Here is an 18,167-nt window from a genome sequence, read left to right as displayed (position 1 = left end):
GGTGACATTCTTGGGCTTGTGACCCGACAAGCCGTCAGCCCCGTCTTCGCCGGGCGCGAGCATGAGCTGAACGCGCTCCTCGACGCGCTCGGCCAGGTCCGCGCCGGCACGCCCCGGGTGGTCCTGGCGGGGGGCGAGGCGGGGGTGGGCAAGACCCGGCTGATCGGCGAGTTCGCCCAGCGCGCCCGGGAGGCCGGGGCGCGGGTGCTCGTGGGCGGCTGCCTGGAGCTCAGCTCGGCGGGCCTGCCGTACGCGCCGTTCACCGCCGCGCTGCGCGAGCTGGTCTCCGACGGGGACCCCGCCGAGGTCGCCGCGCTGGTGCCGCCCGAGGCGGCGGGAGACCTGGCGCGGCTGCTGCCCGAGCTGGGCGCCCCGGCCCCGGACGCCGATCCCGACCTCGCGCACATGCGGCTGTTCGAGCAGGTGCTCGCGCTGCTGGAACGGCTGGCCGCCGGACGGCCCGCCGTCCTCGTGGTCGAGGACGCGCACTGGGCCGACCACTCCACCAGGGACCTGCTCACCTTCCTGACCCGCAACCTGCGCCGCGCGTCCGTGCTGCTGGTGGTCACCTACCGCGCCGACGACCTGCACCGCCGCCACCCGCTGCGCCCGCTGCTGGCCGAGCTGTCCCGCCTGCCGATCGTGACCCGGCTGGACCTGCCCCGGCTGAGCCGGGAGGAGGTCGCCACCCAGCTCGGCGGCATTCTCGGACGGCCCGCCGACCCCGCGCTGGTGGAGCTGGTGCACAGCCGCAGCGAGGGCATCCCGCTGTTCGTCGAGGCCGTCCTCGGCACGGACGGCACGGCCGCCGGAGACCTGCCGGAGTCGCTGCGCGACCTGCTGATGGCGAGCGTCCAGCGGCTGCCCGACGGGACCCAGCGGGCACTGCTCGTGGCGACCGTGGCCGGGGACCGGGTCGGGCACGCCCTGCTGGCCGAGACCACCGGCCTGGACGACGACGCGCTGTCGGAGACCGTACGGCCCGCCGTCGCCGCCAACGTGCTCATCCCCGACGAGCGCGGCTACGCCTTCCGGCACGCGCTGATCCGCGAGGCGGTGCGCGGCGACCTGCTGCCCGGCGAGCGGACGGCGCTGCACCGCCGTTACGCCGAGGCCCTGACCCGCTCGCCGGAGCTGAGCGAGAGCGCGCGGCCGAACGCGGAACTGGCCGCGCACTGGGCGGCGGCGCACGACAACGAACGCGCGCTGGCGGCGGCCTGGGACGCCGCCGCCGAAGCCGCCGCCGCGCTGTCGTACGGCGAGCGGTTCCAGATGCTCGAACTGGTCCTGGAACTGTGGGAACGCGTGCCGGACGCCGCCGCGCGAATCGGCGCCGACCACACCGCCGTGCTGGAACTCGCCGCTGAGTGCGCGCACACCTGCGGCGAGTCCGACCGGGGGCTGCGGCTGATCACCGCCGCGCTGTCCGCCCTCGACCCTGCGGCCGAGCCGGAGCGCACCGCCCTGGCCTATCTGGAGCGGGCCCGCCTGCGCGCCACCAGCGGAACGCCGGGCGGGACGGACGACCTGCTGGCCGCCGAGCGCATCGCGCGGGAGCCGGGGCCGGTGCGGGCTTCGGTGCTCGCCATCCTCGGCGGCGAGCTGCTGGAGACCGGCGAGAACGAGCAGGGCCGGGCGATGATCGAGGAGGCGGTCGCGCTGGCCCGCACGCTCGGCGACGCCTCCGCCGAGTCGGACGCGCTCACCACCAGCGGGCTGGCCGCGGCGCTCGCCGGCGACCTGCCCGCCGCCCATGTCGCGCTCGAAGGGTCGCGCAGCACCGCCGAACGCGGCGGGTCGGCCCGCAGGCTGGTGCGGGCGTTCGTCAACCTGTCCGCCGCGCAGATCCTCCAGGCGCGTCACGGGGAGGCGGTGGAGACGGCGCGGGAGGGGGTGGCACTGGCGCGGCGGCTGGGGCACGCACGGCCGGGGGGCGTGTACATCGCGCTCAACCAGATCGAGGCGGAGTTCCGGCTCGGCCGCTGGGACGACATGATCGCCACCTACGAGCAGACCATGACGCTGAACCCCAGCCCGCCGCAGCGCGGGTCGCTGCTGGCCTATCGGGCCGAGGTGGCGCTGGCCAGGGGGGAACGGCAGGTGGCGGCCGGGCTCGTCGCGGCGGCCAGGAAGCTGGCGGCGCGGCTGAGCAGGTTCGGCGCGGCCGAGCACGCCCAGTTGCTCATCAGGTGGCGGGGCGCCGAGGACGATCCGAGCGGCGCCCTCGACGAGACCGAGGCCGCCCTCGCCCGCTTCGGCCCGACGGCCAACCCGTGGTACCTGTGGCCGCTGCTGGTGGCCGGGATGCGCGCCTGCGGCCTGGCGGACCGCCCGCCGTCCCGGGAGCGGGCCGGGCAGGTGCGGGGCGCTCTGGTCGAGATCGCGCGGGAGCTGCCCGCCCATGGGCCGTACTTCGCGGCCCGGCGGGCCGAGGTCGACGCCGAGGCGGCGCCGGATGATCGGGAGGCGTGGGAGGCCGCGGTGGCGGGGTGGGAGGCGACGGGTGAGCCGTACCCGTTGGCCGGGGCGCTCGTCCGTGCCGCCGAAGGGGTCGCCGCCGCCGGGGACCGGGACGGCGCTGCGGCCCGGCTGGCCCGTGCCGCCGAGCTGGCCCGCGAGCTGCGCGCGCTCCCCATGGCCGAGGAGATCGACCGCCTGGCGCGGCGGGTCGGCGTGGCGAACGGCGACCCGGCCCGCGCGGCGGACGACCGGCTCGGCCTGACGCCCCGCGAGCTGGAGGTGCTGCGCCTGCTGGCAGGCGGGATGAGCAACCGCGAGCTGGCCGGGGAGCTGTTCATCTCGGTGAAGACCGTCAGCGTGCACGTGTCCAACATCCTCGGCAAGCTCGGCGTCTCCTCCCGTGGCGAGGCCGCCGCGACCGCCCACCGGCTGCGGCTTTTCGGCTGACCGCTCACACCGCGTCCTTCTGTCATTACGGACACGGAAGATTTCATGGAAATCAAGTAGGAAATGTTGACTTAAGATCGGGCCGCGCCTAGCGTGAACGACATGAGTCAAGGCATCCGCTTGACCCGTCGCGCGCACGTCGACAACTGCCACGTCGCCAGCGCCCAATGTCACCCGCGTTAGCGATCTCCGGCCCTGTCCGCCGGGCGCGACGACGTGCCCGGACCTCTCTCCACCTGTTCATCCGTGTGTCGAAGGGCGATGACGCATGCCTGCAACTCCCACCAGACCCCGGGGCGGACGACTCGCCGCCGTGGCCCTAGCCGTACTGGCCACGCTCGCCGTGGCCGGGTGCGGCGCGACCGGCCAGGCCGGGCAGGCCGCCGCCGGGCTCGCCGCGGACGCCCCGCTGCCAACCGTGGTCCCGCAGGGGACCAAGCTGATCGTCGGCGACCCCGTCGGCAAGGTGGCCTTCCAGCTCTCCGGGCAGATCGACAAGTTCTCCTTCCCCATCGAGTGGGCCAACATCAGCGGCGGCCCGAAGACCACCGAGGCGTTCCGCGCCGACGCGCTCGACATCGGGGCAGTCGCGGAGATCCCGGCCATCCACGCGACCTGGACCGGCCTGCCGGTCAAGATCGTCGCATCCAAGTTCCGCAAGGACCCGATCGCGCACCCCACCTACGAGATCGGCGTCGCGCCGGGCTCGGGCATCAAGGCCCTCACCGACCTGCGCGGCAAGCGGATCGCGTACAGCCCCGGCCAGGCGCAGGGCGCGCTGGTGCTGCGGGTGCTGCGGAAGGCGGGCCTGACCAAGAACGACGTCACGCTGGTGGAACTGCCGAGCACCGGCGATGTCTACCCCAACGCGCTCGCCAGCAAGCAGGTGGACGCGGCCCCGCTCGGCGGCGTCTACATCAAGCACTACGTCGCCAAGTTCGGCAGGGAGGGCGCGACGACGATCCCGCACGGCATCCGGGACGACCCCTCGCACCTGTACGTCCGGACCGAGACCCTGCACGACCCCGGCAAGGCCGCGGCCATCCGGGAGTACGTCGCGGCCTGGGCGAAGGCCCAGCGCTGGATCTATGAGCACCCCGAGGAGTGGGTCGCGGGCTACTACGTCAAGGATCAGGGCCTCACCCCGGCCGACGGCCGCTACCTGGTCAAGCAGGCCGGAGAGCCGGAGATCCCGGCCGACTGGACCGAGGCCATCGCCCGCCACCAGGAGACGATCGAACTGCTCGCCGCCGACACCGGCAACAAGGTGCTGAACGCGAAGGATCTCTACGACCCGCGCTACCAGCCGGTGGGCGCGGACGCGCTGAAGGAAGGGGCCTGATCCGATGGCCACCTCGCTGATCACCACCACCCAGCCCGCCCCGGCCGCCGCGCGACCGGCGCCCCACCGCCGGACGGCCGGACGACGGCTCGGCCCCGGCCCCCGCATCAAGTTCGGCTTCCTCATCGGCCCGCTGGCCCTGCTGGCGCTCTGGAGCGCCGGATCGGCCACCGGCCTGCTGGACCCCCGCACCCTGTCGGCCCCCTGGACCGTCGTCACCACCACCGCCGAGCTGATCGAGAGCGGCCGGCTCCAGGAGAACCTGCTGGCCTCGGTCCAGCGGGTCGCCCTGGGCCTGGCCATCGGCGTGCCCGGCGGCGTGCTCCTCGCCCTGCTGTCCGGCCTCAGCAGGTTCGGCGAGGCGCTGATCGACGGCCCCGTCCAGATCAAGCGGGCGATCCCCGCGCTGGCGCTGATGCCGCTGCTGATCCTCTGGCTCGGCATCGGCGAGGTCATGAAGGTCTCCGTGATCGCGCTCGGCGTGCTGGTACCGATCTACGTGCACACCCACAACGGGCTGCGCGCCATCGACAGCCGCTACGTGGAGCTGGCCTCCACGGTCGGGCTGGGGCGCGCGGCGTTCATCCGGCAGGTCGTGCTGCCGGGCGCGCTGCCCGGCTTCCTGCTCGGCATGAGGTTCGCGGTCACCGTCTCGTGGCTGCACCTCGTGGTGGCCGAACTGATCAACTCCACCAGTGGCATCGGCTACATGATGGACCTGGCGCGCACGTACGGGCAGACCGACATCATCATCGTCGGCATCGTCCTGTACGGGCTGCTCGGCCTGTTCTCCGACGCCACCGTCCGGCTCGTGGAAAGGAGGGCCCTGCAGTGGCGACGTACGCTGGCGGGGTGACGGCGCTCGCGCCTGCCGTACGGGTCTCCGGCCTGCGGCGGGTCTACGGCGAGCGCACCGTGTTGCACGATCTCGACCTCGACATCGCCCCCGGCGAGTTCGTCGCGCTGCTCGGGCAGAGCGGCTCGGGCAAGAGCACCCTGCTGCGCGCCCTGGCCGGGCTCGACCAGGACGTGGACGGCGAGGGCCGGGTGAGCGTGCCTGCCAAGGTCTCGGTGGTCTTCCAGGACGCGCGCCTGCTGCCCTGGCAGCGGGTGCTCGCCAACGTGACCCTCGGGCTGCCCGGCGACCAGGCCGAGCACGGCATGGCCAGCCTGAGCGAGGTAGGGCTGGCCGGTCGCGAGCCGGCCTGGCCGAACCAGCTCTCCGGCGGGGAGCAGCAGCGCGTGGCGCTGGCCAGATCGCTGGTCCGCGAGCCGGAGCTGCTGCTGGCCGACGAGCCGTTCGGGGCGCTCGACGCGCTCACCAGGATCCGGATGCACGAGCTGCTGCGCCGCCTGTGCGACCGGCACCGGCCCGCCGTCCTGCTGGTCACCCACGACGTGGACGAGGCGATCGTGCTCGCCGACCGGGTGCTGGTGCTCGCCGAGGGGCGGATCGCGGCCGAGCGGGACATCGACATCGACCAGCCGAGGGACTCCGCCGACCCGAGGTTCGCCGAGATCCGGTCCGCGTTGCTGGCCGCGCTGGGCGTGACGACGGAAACGGACACGAAAGCGGACAAGGCATGAGCGCCCCGGCCGGCCGCCGGTTGAACCTGAACCTCTTCATCTATCCGGGCGGCCACCACGAGGCGGCGTGGCGGTATTCCGGCTCCGCGCCGCGACGCGTTCTCGACATCACCTATTACCAGGAGCTGGCCCGCCGGGCGGAGGCGGCGAAGCTGGACGCGATCTTCCTCGCGGACGGCGCGCTGGTCATCGATCCGGCGAGCGGTGTCTTCGCCGACACCGAGAAGATCCATCCCATCGACCACGAGGGCGAGCGGCTACGCGTGCGCGGCCCGCTGAACACCCCGCGCGGCCCGCAGGGCCGCCCGGTATACGTGCAGGCCGGTCCTCCCAGGACGGCAGGTCCTTCGCCGCCGCGTACGCCGAGGCGATCTTCACCGCGCACCAGACCCTCGGCGACGCCCGCGACTTCTACGCCGACATCAAGTCCAGGGTCAAGGCCGAGGGCCGCGACCCCGACCAGGTGAAGGTGCTGCCCCGGAATACTCGCTCAGGCAGCACTCTCCGTGAGCACTACGGGCTCGATCGTCCGCCCAGCCGGTACTCCGCGAAGGCCTGAAAACCGCGCGGGAAGCGCAAAAGGGTGTCACGTTCCAAGAAGGCCATTGCCGAAAACTCTCGCAGGCGGTAGAAGGAGTGGCGGCAGTGATTCGGGGGTTATTCGGATCCTCGGGCAAGGGATGGAGCGTGTCACCGTGAGTAAATTAGCCGTCATCACGCCGAGCTACGGACCGGACTCGGAGCTTTTCACCGAACTCCACCGGTCCGTGCTCCGCCACACCTCAGACGACACCGTTCACCACGTCATAGTGCCGACCGCCGACAAGACGGTCTTCAGCCGATTCGAAAGTCCCAGATGCCGAATCTGGACCGAGCCGGAACTCCTTTCAGGGCGCTACGCACGCATTCCTGGTACCGGACTGTGGGTGAACCTGCGCAGGCCGTGGCCGCCTGTCCGCGGGTGGGTCATCCAGCAGGCGCTGAAAATCGCGGCGGCCGGAATCGTGGACGCCGACGTGGTGCTGCTACTCGACTCCGACGTCGTACTGGTCCGGCCGACCGACGTGAAGAGTTTCACCTCCGACGGAAAACTGTGCCTTTACCGGGTCGCCGACGGCGTGCACGCCGGAATGGAACGGCACGTCCGCTGGCACCAGGTGGCCCGCGACCTTCTTGGCCTGCCTCCCGTCACCGAGTTGCCGCTGGACGACTACGTCAGCTCGCTCAACTTCTGGGACCCGGCCGTCGTGCGGGCGATGCAGCAGCGCATCACGGAGGTGACCGGGCGGCCGTGGATGGACGCCTTCAACGCCCAGCTCCACATATCGGAGTTCATCCTTTACGGCGTCTACGTGGACGAGATCGTCGGCGCGACCGCCGAGCGCCCGCCGTCCAACACCTCGATCTGCCACAACCGCTGGGACCGCACCCCGCTCGACCTGGCCGCCGCCCTCGCGTTCGCCGAGCGGCTGAACCCCTCCGCCATCGGGATGATGATCTCGGCCAAGTCCAAGACCCCGTGGGACGTGCGCCTGGCGGCCGTAGAGCGCTGTGACCAGGTGGCCGGGGCCTGAGCCTGACTCCGCGGGCCCGACCCCGGCCCGCGGCTCCCTACGCGGGCCGTCCGCGCGGCGCCTCCCGCGCCCCCGCTGCCCCGGGCGCCGCATCGCCCGGCCGCGTGGCGCCCCTCTCCGGCAAGGGCGGAAAACGTTTCCCGCGCCTCCCCCGAAACGAACTTTGTTTTGTTTTCGTTTCGAGCCCCTTCTTCGGGCCCCCTCGGTTTAGGTCTGTGAACGATGCCCGAAAAACGGGAATTCCTGACCGGCTCCCACCACCCGGACGCCCGGAGCCCGTCTGCTATGGTGACCGCGACGCGGGGTGCCCGAATTGTTCCGGGCTGAGATCACACCCGAAGAACCTGCTCTAGTTCGGACTAGCGAAGGGACGTCACCTTGAGTGAGCGTCGCACGTTCTGTGACGAGGTCTGGGACCGCACCGCGCGGCTCGTCCGCGCCGTACACGACCACCCGTTCAACACCGCGCTCGGCGACGGCACGCTCGACCGCGACCGGTTCTCCTTCTACATCGTGCAGGACGCCCGATATCTGCGGGCGTACTCCAAAGTGCTGGCCACCGCCTCGGCGCGGGCGGACGACCCGGGCGACGCCGCCTTCTACGCCCTGAGCGCGCACACCGCCCTGGAGGCGGAGAGCGCGCTGCACGCAGGCTACGTCAAGGACTATGGGCTGACCGAGGAGGACCTGGCGGCCATCGAGACCTCCCCGACCTGCCTCGGGTACTCGTCCTTCCTCCAGGCGGCGGCGCTGGCCGCGCCGTACCCGGTGCTGGCCGCGGCGGTGCTGCCGTGCTTCTGGATCTATCAGGACGTCGGCACCGCGCTCCTCGCGCGGACGGCGGGCGTCAGAGACCACCCGTACCGCGCATGGATCTCCACCTACGCCGCCCCCGGGTTCGCCGAGTCGGTCAGGCAGGCCAGGGACATCGCCGACCGGCTCGCGGAGACCGCCGGCGCGGCGACCCGTGTGGAGATGACCAGCGCGTACGTCCGCGCCGCAGAGTACGAGTGGATGTTCTGGGACAGCGCCTGGCGCAAGGAGACCTGGCCCACCGCCGGCTGGCTCACCCCCTGACGAGCCCCCTGGCGAACCCCCCCCCGGCGAACCCCTGAGGAACGCCGCCTCCTAGCGAAGCCCACACGCCCGAACTCTGTCGATACCCGGCGCGAGCACGACCGCATGCCAAGATTGTTTGCGGAGCGTAACCGTTCGGATACTTTTGGTGATCGCCATCTGATCGATAGACATGGCGGGTGACCGGAGGTCTATCGCTGAGAGGAGTGCGGTCCATGAACGCGACAGAGGTGTACGAGCCGCCGGCGCTTGCCGAGGTGGGGGGCTACGCCGATCTGACGCTCGGCGCCCCTCCAGGTGACGTCCCCGGCCGGCCGCCACGGCCGTTCCCGTTCTGCTCCCACCAAGCCTGACGGGCGGCGAGCAACCCGTGCGAGGCGAGCTGTGGTTCGCCGTCCTGCCCGACGGCGAGGCCGGTCTCGCCGCCGCAGGCTCGCTGCGCCCGTGGGCGGGCGGGGTGATCGACCACGCCTCGGGCCGGCCGTGGCTGGTCGGCGAGTGGCCCGGCGACCAGATCCGCCATGCCCGGGCGGGCACGGCGCAGGTGGCGGTGATCGGGCGGTGCCCGGTGTCCGCCGCCGACCTGGCCAGGCGGCTCGACCGGATACGCGACCTCGACGACGTCGAACGCGTGGTGGCCGGGCTGCCCGGCAGCTTCCACCTGATCGCCTCGGTCGGCGGCCGGGTGCGGATCCGCGGCGCGGCCTCGGCCGTGCGGCGCGTCTTCCACGCCCGTCTCGCGGGCGCGACCGTCGCCGCCAGCCGTTCCGACGTGCTGGCCACGGCGATCGGCGCGACCGTGGACGAACGCGTCCTCGCCGCGCGCCTGCTGCCCCGCGGCACCGCCTACCCCTTGCAGGAGCTCTCGGTCTGGCGCGGGGTGCAGGGCGTGCCCCCCGACCACTGCCTGATCCTCGAACCCGACGGCACGCCGGTCCTGCGCCGCTGGTGGTCGCCGCCCGAGCCCGCGCTGCCGCTGGCCGAGGGCGCGGAGATCCTGCGCGACACGCTGGCCGCCGCGGTGGGTTCCTGCGCCAAGGGCGGCGCCCACCACGGCGACACCATCAGCGCCGACCTCTCAGGCGGGCTCGACTCCACCGCGCTGTGCTTCCTGGCCGGGCACGGCCCGGCCCGCCTGGTCACCCTGCACTGCCAGGGCATCGACCCCGGCAACGACGACTCCGCGTGGGCGCGCAGTGCCGCGGCGGCGCTGCCCAACGCCCGGCACCTGTCGGTCGACCGCGACGAGATCCCGCTGTGGTTCGGCGGCCTGGCCGAACCGCGCCACGCCATCGAGGAGCCCTCCGGCTGGGTCCGCGACACCGCCCGGATGGCCTACCTCACCGACCGGCTGATCGCCGCCGGGTCGCATCTGCACCTGACGGGCGTGGGGGGCGACGAGCTGTTCACCGTCCAGCCGTCATATCTGCACGACCTGATCCGGCGGCACCCGCTGACCGCGCTGGCGCACCTGCGGGCCCGCCGGGCCCGGTGGCGGCGCCCGTGGTGGCCGGTGCTGCGCGCGCTCGCCGACCGCGACACGCACGGCGCGTGGCTGGCCAGGTGCGCGGGCGGGCTGAGCGCCGGCCAGGCCGACGGCCCGCCGTACTCCATGGCCTGGGGGCCGTCGCCGCGCATGCCCGCCTGGGCCACGCCCGACGCGGTGCGCGCGGCCAAGAGCGTGCTCGCCGAGGTCGCCGCCGGCGATCCCCCGCCGCTGGCCGGGCATCGCGCCCAGCACGCCGCGCTGCTGCGCGCGCGCACCGCCGGGGCGGGCCTGCGCCAGATCGACCAGGCCACCTCCCGGCTCGGCCTGCCCCACGCCGCGCCCTACCTGGACGACGCCGTGGTCGAGGCCGTGCTGTCGGTGCGCCCGCACGAACGGGGCACGCCGGAGCGCTACAAGCCGCTGCTCGGGGCGGCGATGACCGACGTCGTGCCGCGCACGATCCTGGCCCGCTCCACGAAGGGCGAGTACGACGCCGACTTCTACGCGGGGCTGCGCCGTCACCGGGCGGAGCTGCTCGAACTGTTCGGCTCGTCGCTGCTCGGCAGGCTCGGGCTGATCGACACCGGCGCGATGCGGGCCGTCCTGGTCGGGCCGCATCCCCGGCCGCACGCCATGGCGCCGCTGTCGCAGACCCTGGCCTGCGAGGTCTGGCTGCGCTCGCTGGCGGGCCGGGAACGCATGCCCGCGATGGCGAACGGAGGATACTGATGGCCGTCATCCTGTGCGGGGGCGTGTCGCTCAGCCACGCCCCAGGCGGCACCGTGCTGCTCGACGAGCGGGCCGGGCGCTACCGGCAGCTCAACGCCACCGGCGCGCTGATCCTGCGCGCGCTGCTCGACGGCGACACGCCCGAGGAGGCGGCCAGGCGCCTGGTCCGCCGGCACCCGGGCCTGACCCGCGAGCGCGCCGGCGGCGACGTCGAGAACCTGCTGGCCGACCTGCGCACCGCCCGCCTGGTGGCCTCGCCGTGACCTCCTCCCCCGGCCCGCACACCTGACGGACGCCACGGCCACCGAACGAACCCCCGCTCGCACGAATCCTGGAACCAGTGACCACACCATGAACCAGCCGATCGACCCAAGCGCCCGGCCGTGCCGAAGGCCGGTGGCCGCATGAGCCATCCGATGACCCCGGAACGACGGCACCGGCCGCCGCTGCGGCGCTGGGCCCCCGCGCTGCTGTGCCGGTTGCACGGTGCCTGGCCGACCTGGTGCACCGGCGTGCGCACCGATCCGTTCCGCGCGCACGCCTGGGTCCAGGTGGACGGCCGCCCGATCGGCGAGCCGTTCCCGCCCGGCTACTACCAGCCCACCATGATCATTCCTACCCGGCCGGGGGCGTGATGGCCGCCGACACCACGCATCACCGGCGAACCGGGCTGCACCGGCGCAACGCCCCCTGGGGGGCGTCGCCCGCGATCCACACCCGCGCGCTGGCCAAGTCGTATCGCGGCGTGCCCGCCGTGGCCGGAATGGACCTTACCGTCGAGGCCGGGGAGCTGTTCGCGTTCCTCGGCCCGAACGGCGCGGGCAAGAGCACCGCCATCGCGATGCTGTGCACACTGCTGCGCCCCACGGCGGGCCAGGCGCGGGTGGCGGGGGTCGACGTCCTCGCCGACCCCGCCGGGGTGCGCCGCCGGATCGGCGTGGTCTTCCAGGACTCCGCCGCCGACGGCGACCTCACCGTCACCGAGAACCTCCGCCTGCACGCCACCATGTACGGCATGGGCCGCCACGACGCCCGCCGCCGCGTCGCCGAGGCCCTCGACCTCACCGGCCTGTACGACGAGCGCGACACGCGGGCGCGGCGGCTGTCGGCAGGTCAGCGGCGCGGGCTGGCGCTCGCCCGGGGCCTGCTCACCAATCCGCAGGTGCTCTTCCTGGACGAACCCAGCCTCGGCCTCGACCCCACCGCGCGCGGCCGGATCTGGGACCACCTGCTCCAGTTGCGCAGCCGCCGCGCGGTCACCGTCTTCCTCACCACCCGGCACCTGGAGGAGGCCGAGCACTGCGACCGCGTCGGCATCCTCGACCGGGGGCGGCTCATCGCCCACGACAGCCCGGCCGCGCTGAAGACGGTGCTCGGCGCCGACCGCGTCCACCTGCGCACCGCCGACGACCGCACCGCCGCGATGATGCTGGCCCAGCGGATGGGGCTGTCGGCCACCCGCGGCCCCGACGGCCTGCACCTTCGGGTGCCCGACGCCGCGGGCACCATCCCACGCCTGTGCGCGGAGCTGCGCGTCCCCGTGCTGTCCATCGAGGTCAGGCGGCCGAGCATGGACGACGTCTTCCTGCACTACACGGGCCGGGCGGCGGGGAGTGCGCGGACATGAGCCAGATCGCGTTCCACACGGCGGCCAGGCGGCGGCTGGCCTGGGAGGCCCGCGCCGCCGTCGCGATGTGGCGCCGGGAGCTGCTCCACTTCCTGCGCGACCCCGCACGGCTGCTGCTGCTCGTCGCGCAGCCCGTGCTCTACCTGACGGTCCTGGGCACCGGGCTCGGAGCGCTCATCCCGAGTTCGCCGGGGGCGGGCGACTACCGCACCTACCTGTTCCCGGGGGTACTGGTGATCGCGCTGTCCGTGCCGGCCGCGGCGGCCGGGGCGTCGCTCGCGGGCGACCGCGAGGCGGGCGTGCTCCGCGAGATGCTGGTCGCACCGGTGCATCGCGCGGCGCTGCTGTCCGGGCGCATCGCCGGGGGCGCCACCATCGCCACCTGCCAGGGCGCGATGGTGCTCGCCCTGGCGGGCGTGGCGGACGTCCCCTACCATCCGGCGCTGCTGGCCAAGCTGGTGATCGAACTGGGGTTGATCGCGTTCACCATGACCGCGCTGGTGACCCTCCTGGCGGTGACGGTCACCCGCGCGCAGACGCTGCACGCCGCCCTGGGGCTCACGCTGACCCCGATGATCTTCCTTTCCGGGGCGCTGTTCCCAATGTCCGGGCTGCCGTCGTGGCTGGCCGCGCCGGCGCGGGCCGACCCGCTGACCTACGTGGTCGAGCCGCTGCGCCAGACGATCGCCCCCTATCTGGAGACGCGGGCGAGCCTGTCAGCGGCGGGCTCGACGGTCGCCCGCGAGATGGCCGTGACCGCCCTCATCGGGGTGCTGGCGCTGCTGCTCGCCGTCCGCCGCGTCTCTCGTCCCGGGTGAGCCGCCGGTCGCCGGCCTGGCGGGCACGAGCAGGGCGACGACCACGGCGACGGCCAGCACGCCCGTCGCGGTCCACAGCGCCGGGCGCAGCCCGGAGACGAACGCCGCGGGCGAGCCGTAGCCGCCCGCGGCGGCGAACACGCTGGACAGCACGGCCACGCCGAGCACGATGCCGACCTGGCGCATGGCGTTGTTGACCCCGGAGGCGACGCCCTCCTCAGAGGCGGAGACGAAGTCCATGGCCTGCCGGGCGGCCAGGCCGAAGAACACGCCCATCCCGATCCCGGCGACCAGCATCGCGGGCAGCAGCACCGGATACCCCACCGAAGGCGAGGCGACGACGGCGAACCAGGCCAGCGCGATGCCTTGGAGCAGGGCGCCCGCCGTCATCAGGCGGCGCACCCCCATCCGGTCACCGAGCACCCCGGCCAGCGGCGCCACGAGCACGGGCATGAGGGTCCACGGCAGGGTGCGCACCCCGGCCTCCAGCGGCTGGTAGCCGAGTACGTTCTGCAGGAACTGGGTGAGCAGGAACACCGCGCCCATCACCCCGCCCTGGACGAACATGGCGAGCAGGTTCGACAGCGCGAAGCCCCGGTCGCGGAACAGGTGCGGCGGCAGCACCGGGTGGGCGGCCCGGCGTTCCCACCGGGCGAAGCAGGCCAGCACCAGCGCCCCGGCCAGCAGCGGGCCGAGCGCCTGGGGATGCGTCCAGCTCAGTGACGTGCCCCGGATCAGGCCGAAGACGACGCCGAACAGGCCGGTCACGACGAGCGCCAGCCCGCGCACGTCGAGCCCGCCGTACGGGCCCCGGCTCTCCGGCAGGAACCACACGGCGAGCGGGATGAGCAGCAGGCCCACCGGGACGTTGATCCAGAAGACCGCCTCCCAGTTCCCCAGCCTGATCACCGCGCCGCCGATCCACGGGCCGAGCGCGATGCCCAGGCCGATCATGCCGCCGAACCCGGCGATGACCCGGCCGCGCAGCCGTGCCGGGCTGGTCACCACGACGAGCGTGAGGGCCAGCGGGACGATCACCGACGCGCCCAGGCCCTGGATGGTCCTGGCCACGATGAGGGCGCTCGCCGAACCGGCCAGCGCGGCGGCGGCCGAGGCGAGCGTGAACACGGTGAGCCCGGCCACGAAGACGCGGCGGCGGCCGAACCGGTCGCCGAGCGCCGCCGCGGCGAGCAGGAAGACGGCGTAGACGAGGGTGTAGGCGTTCACCGTCCATTCCAGGCTTTCCAGGGACGCGCCCAGGCCGGCCCGGATGGTGGGCAGCGCGGTGGTGACGACGAGTGTGTCGAGCGCGGCCATGAAGGCGGCCGCGCCGGTGATCAGGAACGTGGCCTTCGTTCGCACGGACGCCTCCTCGCGGGGGGGGGGGGGGGGGGGGGCCCCCCCCCCCCGCCGTACCGATGGGAAATGGATAGTGATAAGCGTTGCTATCCCTCGTGGCCGACATTCGGTCCTGTCACGGACGCGTGCCGATGCGTCTCCCTCAGCCGCCCGGAACCCTGGGGATGAGCTCGCGCCGGTAGCCGCCGCCCGTGGCATTCGCGATCGCCTTGTACTTGTTGACCGCGTCGATCCGGGAGACCGCGCCCAGCTTGTTGAAGATGTTGCGCAGGTGCCGCTTCACCGTGCCTTCCGTAACGGAGAGCCTGGTCGCGATCTGGCGGTTGCTCATCGCCTCCGCCACCAGGGCCAGGACCTCCTGCTCACGTTCGGACAGCGGCCCGGAGAGGCGGCCCTCCTCGTTGACGAACGACTCGGGGGAGACGGCCAGCGTCACCCTCCCGTCCGCCTCGATGACCCCGCGCAGCGCGGCCACCAGGTCGTGCCTGCTGATGCCCTTGTGCAGGTAGCAACGGACGCCGACCCGCAGCATGGCGCGGATCTGCTCGATGTCGTCGTACATGCTGAGCACGGCCACGATGGTCTCCGGAGAGACCTCGCGGACCCGGCGGACGATGTCCATGGGCCCGCTGTGCGGTTTGTCGATGTCGAAGAGCACGATGTCCGGCCGGACCCGGGCCACCAGTTCGACGATCGACTTCGGATCCGAGGAGTCGTCCAGCACGCAGAAGTCGTCCTCGGCGTGCAGGACCTCGCACAGCACCTCCCGCATCAGCTTGTGCTCGTCGACGACCAGAATCTTGATGCAGTCCCGCGTATGACCCTTGTAGACGGTGACGGGCCTCCACTCCCTCGGTGGCATCACCTTCGTCGACAGTTTGGTCATAGAGGCCTTTCTACTCACTTCGCCCCCGATTGCCCCAGTTACCGATCTGTGGTGCGTGGCTGTGGATAGAACCCCGGAAAGCATCACGGATGCCAATGACCTCAATCGTAATAGGGGTTGTCTAGAAAATCTACCCAAGAACCCGTTAATGCTTACTTTTGGTAATACACTAACGCCCCATCTGTCGCATTTACCCGATTATTTGGATAACCGGAACAGATCAATTGGGCCATGCCATAACCCTCTGACGTGCAACAATGATAAAGGCCGCGACATCCTGTAACGTTCTATTCTGCCTTTATTCTGTATTTAACCTCACAGTCCATCGCCCTTTACATTCGCCGACCAACGCGCAACATGCGAGACGGCCCAATACATGCCGCAAACCGCAGCCGTCAACACGGCTGCGGTTTGCGTGGGGGTGGGAATCGGGCTCAGTCAACCTCCGGTCAAGCGAATGGCATCAGGCCGGCCCGCACGGCGGGCGGTTCTCCCCGAGCGTGCCTGTCAGGGAGCCCGTCAAGTCGGAGCGGTCAAGCCCGCACGATCGGGTTCGGCGCCTCCCTGGGCACGACGGGAGTGGGGCCGCCCTCCTCCGGCAGCCCGTGGCGGCTCCACCATCTGGCCAGCGGGCCGGGCGACCACCAGGCCCAGCGGCCGAGCAGCCGCATGGTCGCCGGGACCAGCAGTCCCCGGACCACCGTGGCGTCCACGACCAGCGCGACCACCACGCCGACGCCGATCATCTTCAGCACCGTCACGTTGGTGATCACGAACGCGCCCACCACGACGCCGAGCAGCAGCGCGGCGGCGGTGACGATCCTGGCCGTGTGCTGCACGCCCACCGCCACCGACTCCACCGTGTCGCCGGTCTGGACGTAGTGCTCGCGCATCCTGGCCAGCATGAACACCTCGTAGTCCATCGCCAGGCCGAAGGCGATGGCCGCGATCATGAGGGGCATGTTGGCGTCCAGGAACCCCGGCGCCTCGAAGTTCAGCGGGCCGGCCAGGAAACCGTCCTGGAAGATCAGCACCATCGCGCCGAACGCCGCCGACAGCGACAGCAGGTTCATCAGCACCGTCTTGATCGGCAGGATGACCGAGCCGAACGCCAGGAAGAGGACCACGAACGTCACCAGCGCGACGATGAGCATCATCCATGGCAGCCCCTGGGCGAACATTTCGAGCATGTCCACGATCGCCGCCGGGCGGTTGGCGAACAGCGCGGTCGCGCCCGGTGGCGGCGGGAGATCGCGGATCTTGTGCACCACGTCCCTGATCTCCTGGCCGTACGGGCTGAGGGAGTATCCCAGCGTGATCCGGGCCAGGTCGCCCTCCGTGCCGGTGACCGCCGCGCGGTCGATGCCCTCGACCTGCCCCAGGCGGGTGGCGAAGTCCTCCAGGGCGGCCTTGGCCTCCGGCGTGTCCGCCGGCCCCGGCATCCGGACGACGGTGCTGATCACCTTGGTGGGGTCGTGGGAGAACTCGGCCGCCAGTTGCCTGGTGACCATCACGCTGTCGGCCGTGGCCGGCAGCGCCCACTCCGCGGGCCGCGTCCAGACCGCGCTGAGCAGCGGCGCGCCGAGCGCGAGCAGCAGCGCGCCGATGGTCACCGTCACGGCGACCGGCCGGCGCATCACCGCGTGGGCGGTGCGGTACCAGCGGGATCCCATCTCCTGGCGGTTGCGTCCCCAGGGCAGCGGGATGCGCAGCGCGTCGATCCTGGTGCCCACCGTGCGCAGCAGCGCGGGCAGCACGGTGAGCGCGCTGATCACCGCGAACAGCACCACGCTGACGCCCGCGTAGGCGAGCGAGGTGAGGAAGCGGGAGGGGAACACCACCAGGCCGCCGAGGGTCACCGCGACCGTGATGCCGGAGACCACCACCGTACGGCCCGCCGTCGCGGTGGAGCGCACCACCGCGTCCTCCACGTCCCGGCCCGCCGCCAGTTCCTCCCGGAATCTGTTGACGATGAGCAACGCGTAGTCGGTCGCCAGCCCCAGCCCCAGGATCACCACCACGTTGATGGCCGCGGTGGACAGGTCCACGATGCCGCCGACGACGCGCAGCACGCCGAGCGAGCCCACCGCGACGAGCACCGCGATGGTCAGCGGCAGCAGCGCTGCGACCACGCTGCGGAAGACCAGTAGCAGCAGGATGAGCAGCAGCGGGAAGGAGAGCAGCTCGGCCCTGGCCAGGTCCCGGTTGCTGATCTCGTTGAACTCGACCCCGACCGCCGTCAGGCCGCCGAAACGCTCGGTGAGCCCGGGGGCGTCGAGCAGTTCGCGTACCTGCCGGTACACAACGACCTGCTCTTCCTCCACCGCCCCCGGCAACTGGATGGTGACGTAGGTCTTGTGCCGGTCCTTGGAGACGAAGTCCGCCGAATCGGTGGTCCAGAAGGTCTCCAGCCAGGCGTACGTCTCCTTGGGCAGTTTCGCGACGGTCTGCTCGACGCTCTGCCGGAACCGCGGATCGTCCACGGTCATGTCGGGGCTGTCATAGATGACCACCACGTCGGCGACGTGGCGGCCGAGGGTGCCCGCGAGGAGCCGGTTGGCCTCGGCGGACTCGCCGTTGGGGTTGTCCAGCCCGGCGCCGCCGCCCAGGATGCCGCCCGCGCCCGAACCCCACAGGCCGCCGAGAATGACGAACAGGAAGGCGGCTACGTACACCCAAATACGACGTCTAGCGGTGAATCGCCCAATTGCCGCGAACATCTCCATCTCCCTAGGAGTGGCTTTCAATTCCGGATGTGGTGCGGACGTCACT

The 18,167-nt window shown here is 72.1% G+C and carries 16 protein-coding genes and 1 riboswitch; of the genes, 13 read left to right on the top strand and 3 right to left on the bottom strand.

The window, feature by feature from the left end:
- Positions 1 to 18 precede the first annotated feature (18 nt).
- From P3X83_RS07610 to P3X83_RS07550, 13 genes are all read left to right on the top strand, one after another.
- Positions 19 to 2,907, top strand: a complete 2,889-nt coding sequence (locus P3X83_RS07610) for a helix-turn-helix transcriptional regulator (RefSeq protein ID WP_277304162.1) — start codon at positions 19 to 21, stop codon at positions 2,905 to 2,907.
- 268 nt (positions 2,908 to 3,175) lie between these two features.
- Positions 3,176 to 4,249: an ABC transporter substrate-binding protein gene (locus P3X83_RS07605; RefSeq protein WP_277304161.1), complete on the top strand. Its 1,074-nt coding sequence runs from the start codon at positions 3,176 to 3,178 to the stop codon at positions 4,247 to 4,249.
- 4 nt (positions 4,250 to 4,253) lie between these two features.
- The gene (locus P3X83_RS07600; protein WP_277304160.1) at positions 4,254 to 5,105 is read left to right on the top strand and encodes an ABC transporter permease; all 852 of its coding nucleotides are present in this window, start codon (positions 4,254 to 4,256) and stop codon (positions 5,103 to 5,105) included.
- On the top strand, positions 5,081 to 5,836 hold the full coding sequence (locus P3X83_RS07595; protein ID WP_277304159.1) for an ABC transporter ATP-binding protein: 756 nt from the start codon (positions 5,081 to 5,083) through the stop codon (positions 5,834 to 5,836). Before P3X83_RS07600 ends, P3X83_RS07595 begins: the two co-directional genes overlap by 25 nt.
- Complete coding sequence (locus P3X83_RS07590) at positions 5,833 to 6,303, top strand: hypothetical protein (RefSeq protein ID WP_277304158.1); 471 nt, start codon at positions 5,833 to 5,835, stop codon at positions 6,301 to 6,303. Before P3X83_RS07595 ends, P3X83_RS07590 begins: the two co-directional genes overlap by 4 nt.
- A gap of 213 nt (positions 6,304 to 6,516) precedes the next feature.
- On the top strand, positions 6,517 to 7,410 hold the full coding sequence (locus tag P3X83_RS07585; RefSeq protein WP_277304157.1) for a DUF6492 family protein: 894 nt from the start codon (positions 6,517 to 6,519) through the stop codon (positions 7,408 to 7,410).
- 290 nt (positions 7,411 to 7,700) lie between these two features.
- Positions 7,701 to 7,798, top strand: a riboswitch (TPP riboswitch).
- Positions 7,789 to 8,487: a thiaminase II gene (gene tenA / locus P3X83_RS07580; protein WP_277304156.1), complete on the top strand. Its 699-nt coding sequence runs from the start codon at positions 7,789 to 7,791 to the stop codon at positions 8,485 to 8,487. It overlaps the preceding riboswitch by 10 nt.
- 215 nt (positions 8,488 to 8,702) lie before the next feature.
- Entirely contained in the window at positions 8,703 to 8,840 is a 138-nt protein-coding gene (locus P3X83_RS07575; RefSeq protein WP_277304155.1) for a lasso RiPP family leader peptide-containing protein, read from the top strand.
- Positions 8,841 to 8,857: 17 nt separating this feature from the next.
- A complete protein-coding gene (locus P3X83_RS07570) occupies positions 8,858 to 10,705 on the top strand; it encodes an asparagine synthase-related protein (protein WP_277304154.1) in 1,848 nt (615 codons plus the stop codon).
- Complete coding sequence (locus tag P3X83_RS07565; RefSeq protein ID WP_277304153.1) at positions 10,705 to 10,968, top strand: lasso peptide biosynthesis PqqD family chaperone; 264 nt, start codon at positions 10,705 to 10,707, stop codon at positions 10,966 to 10,968. Before P3X83_RS07570 ends, P3X83_RS07565 begins: the two co-directional genes overlap by 1 nt.
- 141 nt (positions 10,969 to 11,109) lie before the next feature.
- Positions 11,110 to 11,340 (top strand): lasso peptide biosynthesis B2 protein, encoded by a 231-nt coding sequence (locus P3X83_RS07560; RefSeq protein WP_277304152.1) that lies wholly within the window; start codon positions 11,110 to 11,112, stop codon positions 11,338 to 11,340.
- Positions 11,340 to 12,332, top strand: a complete 993-nt coding sequence (locus P3X83_RS07555; protein WP_277304151.1) for an ATP-binding cassette domain-containing protein — start codon at positions 11,340 to 11,342, stop codon at positions 12,330 to 12,332. The genes P3X83_RS07560 and P3X83_RS07555 overlap by 1 nt, the downstream gene beginning before the upstream one ends.
- Positions 12,329 to 13,150, top strand: coding sequence for an ABC transporter permease (locus P3X83_RS07550; protein WP_277304150.1), 822 nt, complete (start codon positions 12,329 to 12,331; stop codon positions 13,148 to 13,150). Before P3X83_RS07555 ends, P3X83_RS07550 begins: the two co-directional genes overlap by 4 nt.
- On the opposite strand, the gene P3X83_RS07545 is transcribed toward P3X83_RS07550, so the two are convergent.
- From P3X83_RS07545 to P3X83_RS07535, 3 genes are all read right to left on the bottom strand, one after another.
- Positions 13,049 to 14,512 carry a DHA2 family efflux MFS transporter permease subunit gene (locus tag P3X83_RS07545; RefSeq protein WP_277304149.1) on the bottom strand — a complete coding sequence of 488 codons (1,464 nt, stop codon included), beginning with the start codon at positions 14,510 to 14,512 and terminating at the stop codon, positions 13,049 to 13,051. The two genes, P3X83_RS07550 and P3X83_RS07545, sit on opposite strands and share 102 nt — an antisense overlap.
- Before the next feature lie 139 nt (positions 14,513 to 14,651).
- Entirely contained in the window at positions 14,652 to 15,395 is a 744-nt protein-coding gene (locus tag P3X83_RS07540) for a response regulator transcription factor (protein ID WP_277304148.1), read from the bottom strand.
- A 533-nt stretch (positions 15,396 to 15,928) separates the two neighbouring features.
- The gene (locus P3X83_RS07535; RefSeq protein WP_277304147.1) at positions 15,929 to 18,070 is read right to left on the bottom strand and encodes an MMPL family transporter; all 2,142 of its coding nucleotides are present in this window, start codon (positions 18,068 to 18,070) and stop codon (positions 15,929 to 15,931) included.
- Between the last annotated feature and the right edge of the window lie 97 nt (positions 18,071 to 18,167).

The organism is Spongiactinospora sp. TRM90649 (assembly GCF_029382225.1).
GTDB lineage: Bacteria > Actinomycetota > Actinomycetes > Streptosporangiales > Streptosporangiaceae > Spongiactinospora.
Note: the sequence above shows the minus strand (reverse complement) of the source record. Positions and strands in the feature narration are given on the sequence as shown.

Excerpts from the sequence above, each read along its gene's own strand:
- P3X83_RS07590 (WP_277304158.1), top strand. The coding sequence starts at position 5,833 with ATGAGCGCCCCGGCCGGCCGCCGGTTGAACCTGAACCTCTTCATCTAT.
- P3X83_RS07575 (WP_277304155.1), top strand. The coding sequence starts at position 8,703 with ATGAACGCGACAGAGGTGTACGAGCCGCCGGCGCTTGCCGAGGTGGGG.
- P3X83_RS07560 (WP_277304152.1), top strand. The coding sequence starts at position 11,110 with ATGAGCCATCCGATGACCCCGGAACGACGGCACCGGCCGCCGCTGCGG.
- P3X83_RS07585 (WP_277304157.1), top strand. The coding sequence starts at position 6,517 with ATGGAGCGTGTCACCGTGAGTAAATTAGCCGTCATCACGCCGAGCTAC.
- P3X83_RS07550 (WP_277304150.1), top strand. The coding sequence starts at position 12,329 with ATGAGCCAGATCGCGTTCCACACGGCGGCCAGGCGGCGGCTGGCCTGG.
- P3X83_RS07605 (WP_277304161.1), top strand. The coding sequence starts at position 3,176 with ATGCCTGCAACTCCCACCAGACCCCGGGGCGGACGACTCGCCGCCGTG.
- P3X83_RS07555 (WP_277304151.1), top strand. The coding sequence starts at position 11,340 with ATGGCCGCCGACACCACGCATCACCGGCGAACCGGGCTGCACCGGCGC.
- P3X83_RS07600 (WP_277304160.1), top strand. The coding sequence starts at position 4,254 with ATGGCCACCTCGCTGATCACCACCACCCAGCCCGCCCCGGCCGCCGCG.
- P3X83_RS07565 (WP_277304153.1), top strand. The coding sequence starts at position 10,705 with ATGGCCGTCATCCTGTGCGGGGGCGTGTCGCTCAGCCACGCCCCAGGC.
- P3X83_RS07540 (WP_277304148.1), bottom strand. The coding sequence starts at position 15,395 with ATGACCAAACTGTCGACGAAGGTGATGCCACCGAGGGAGTGGAGGCCC.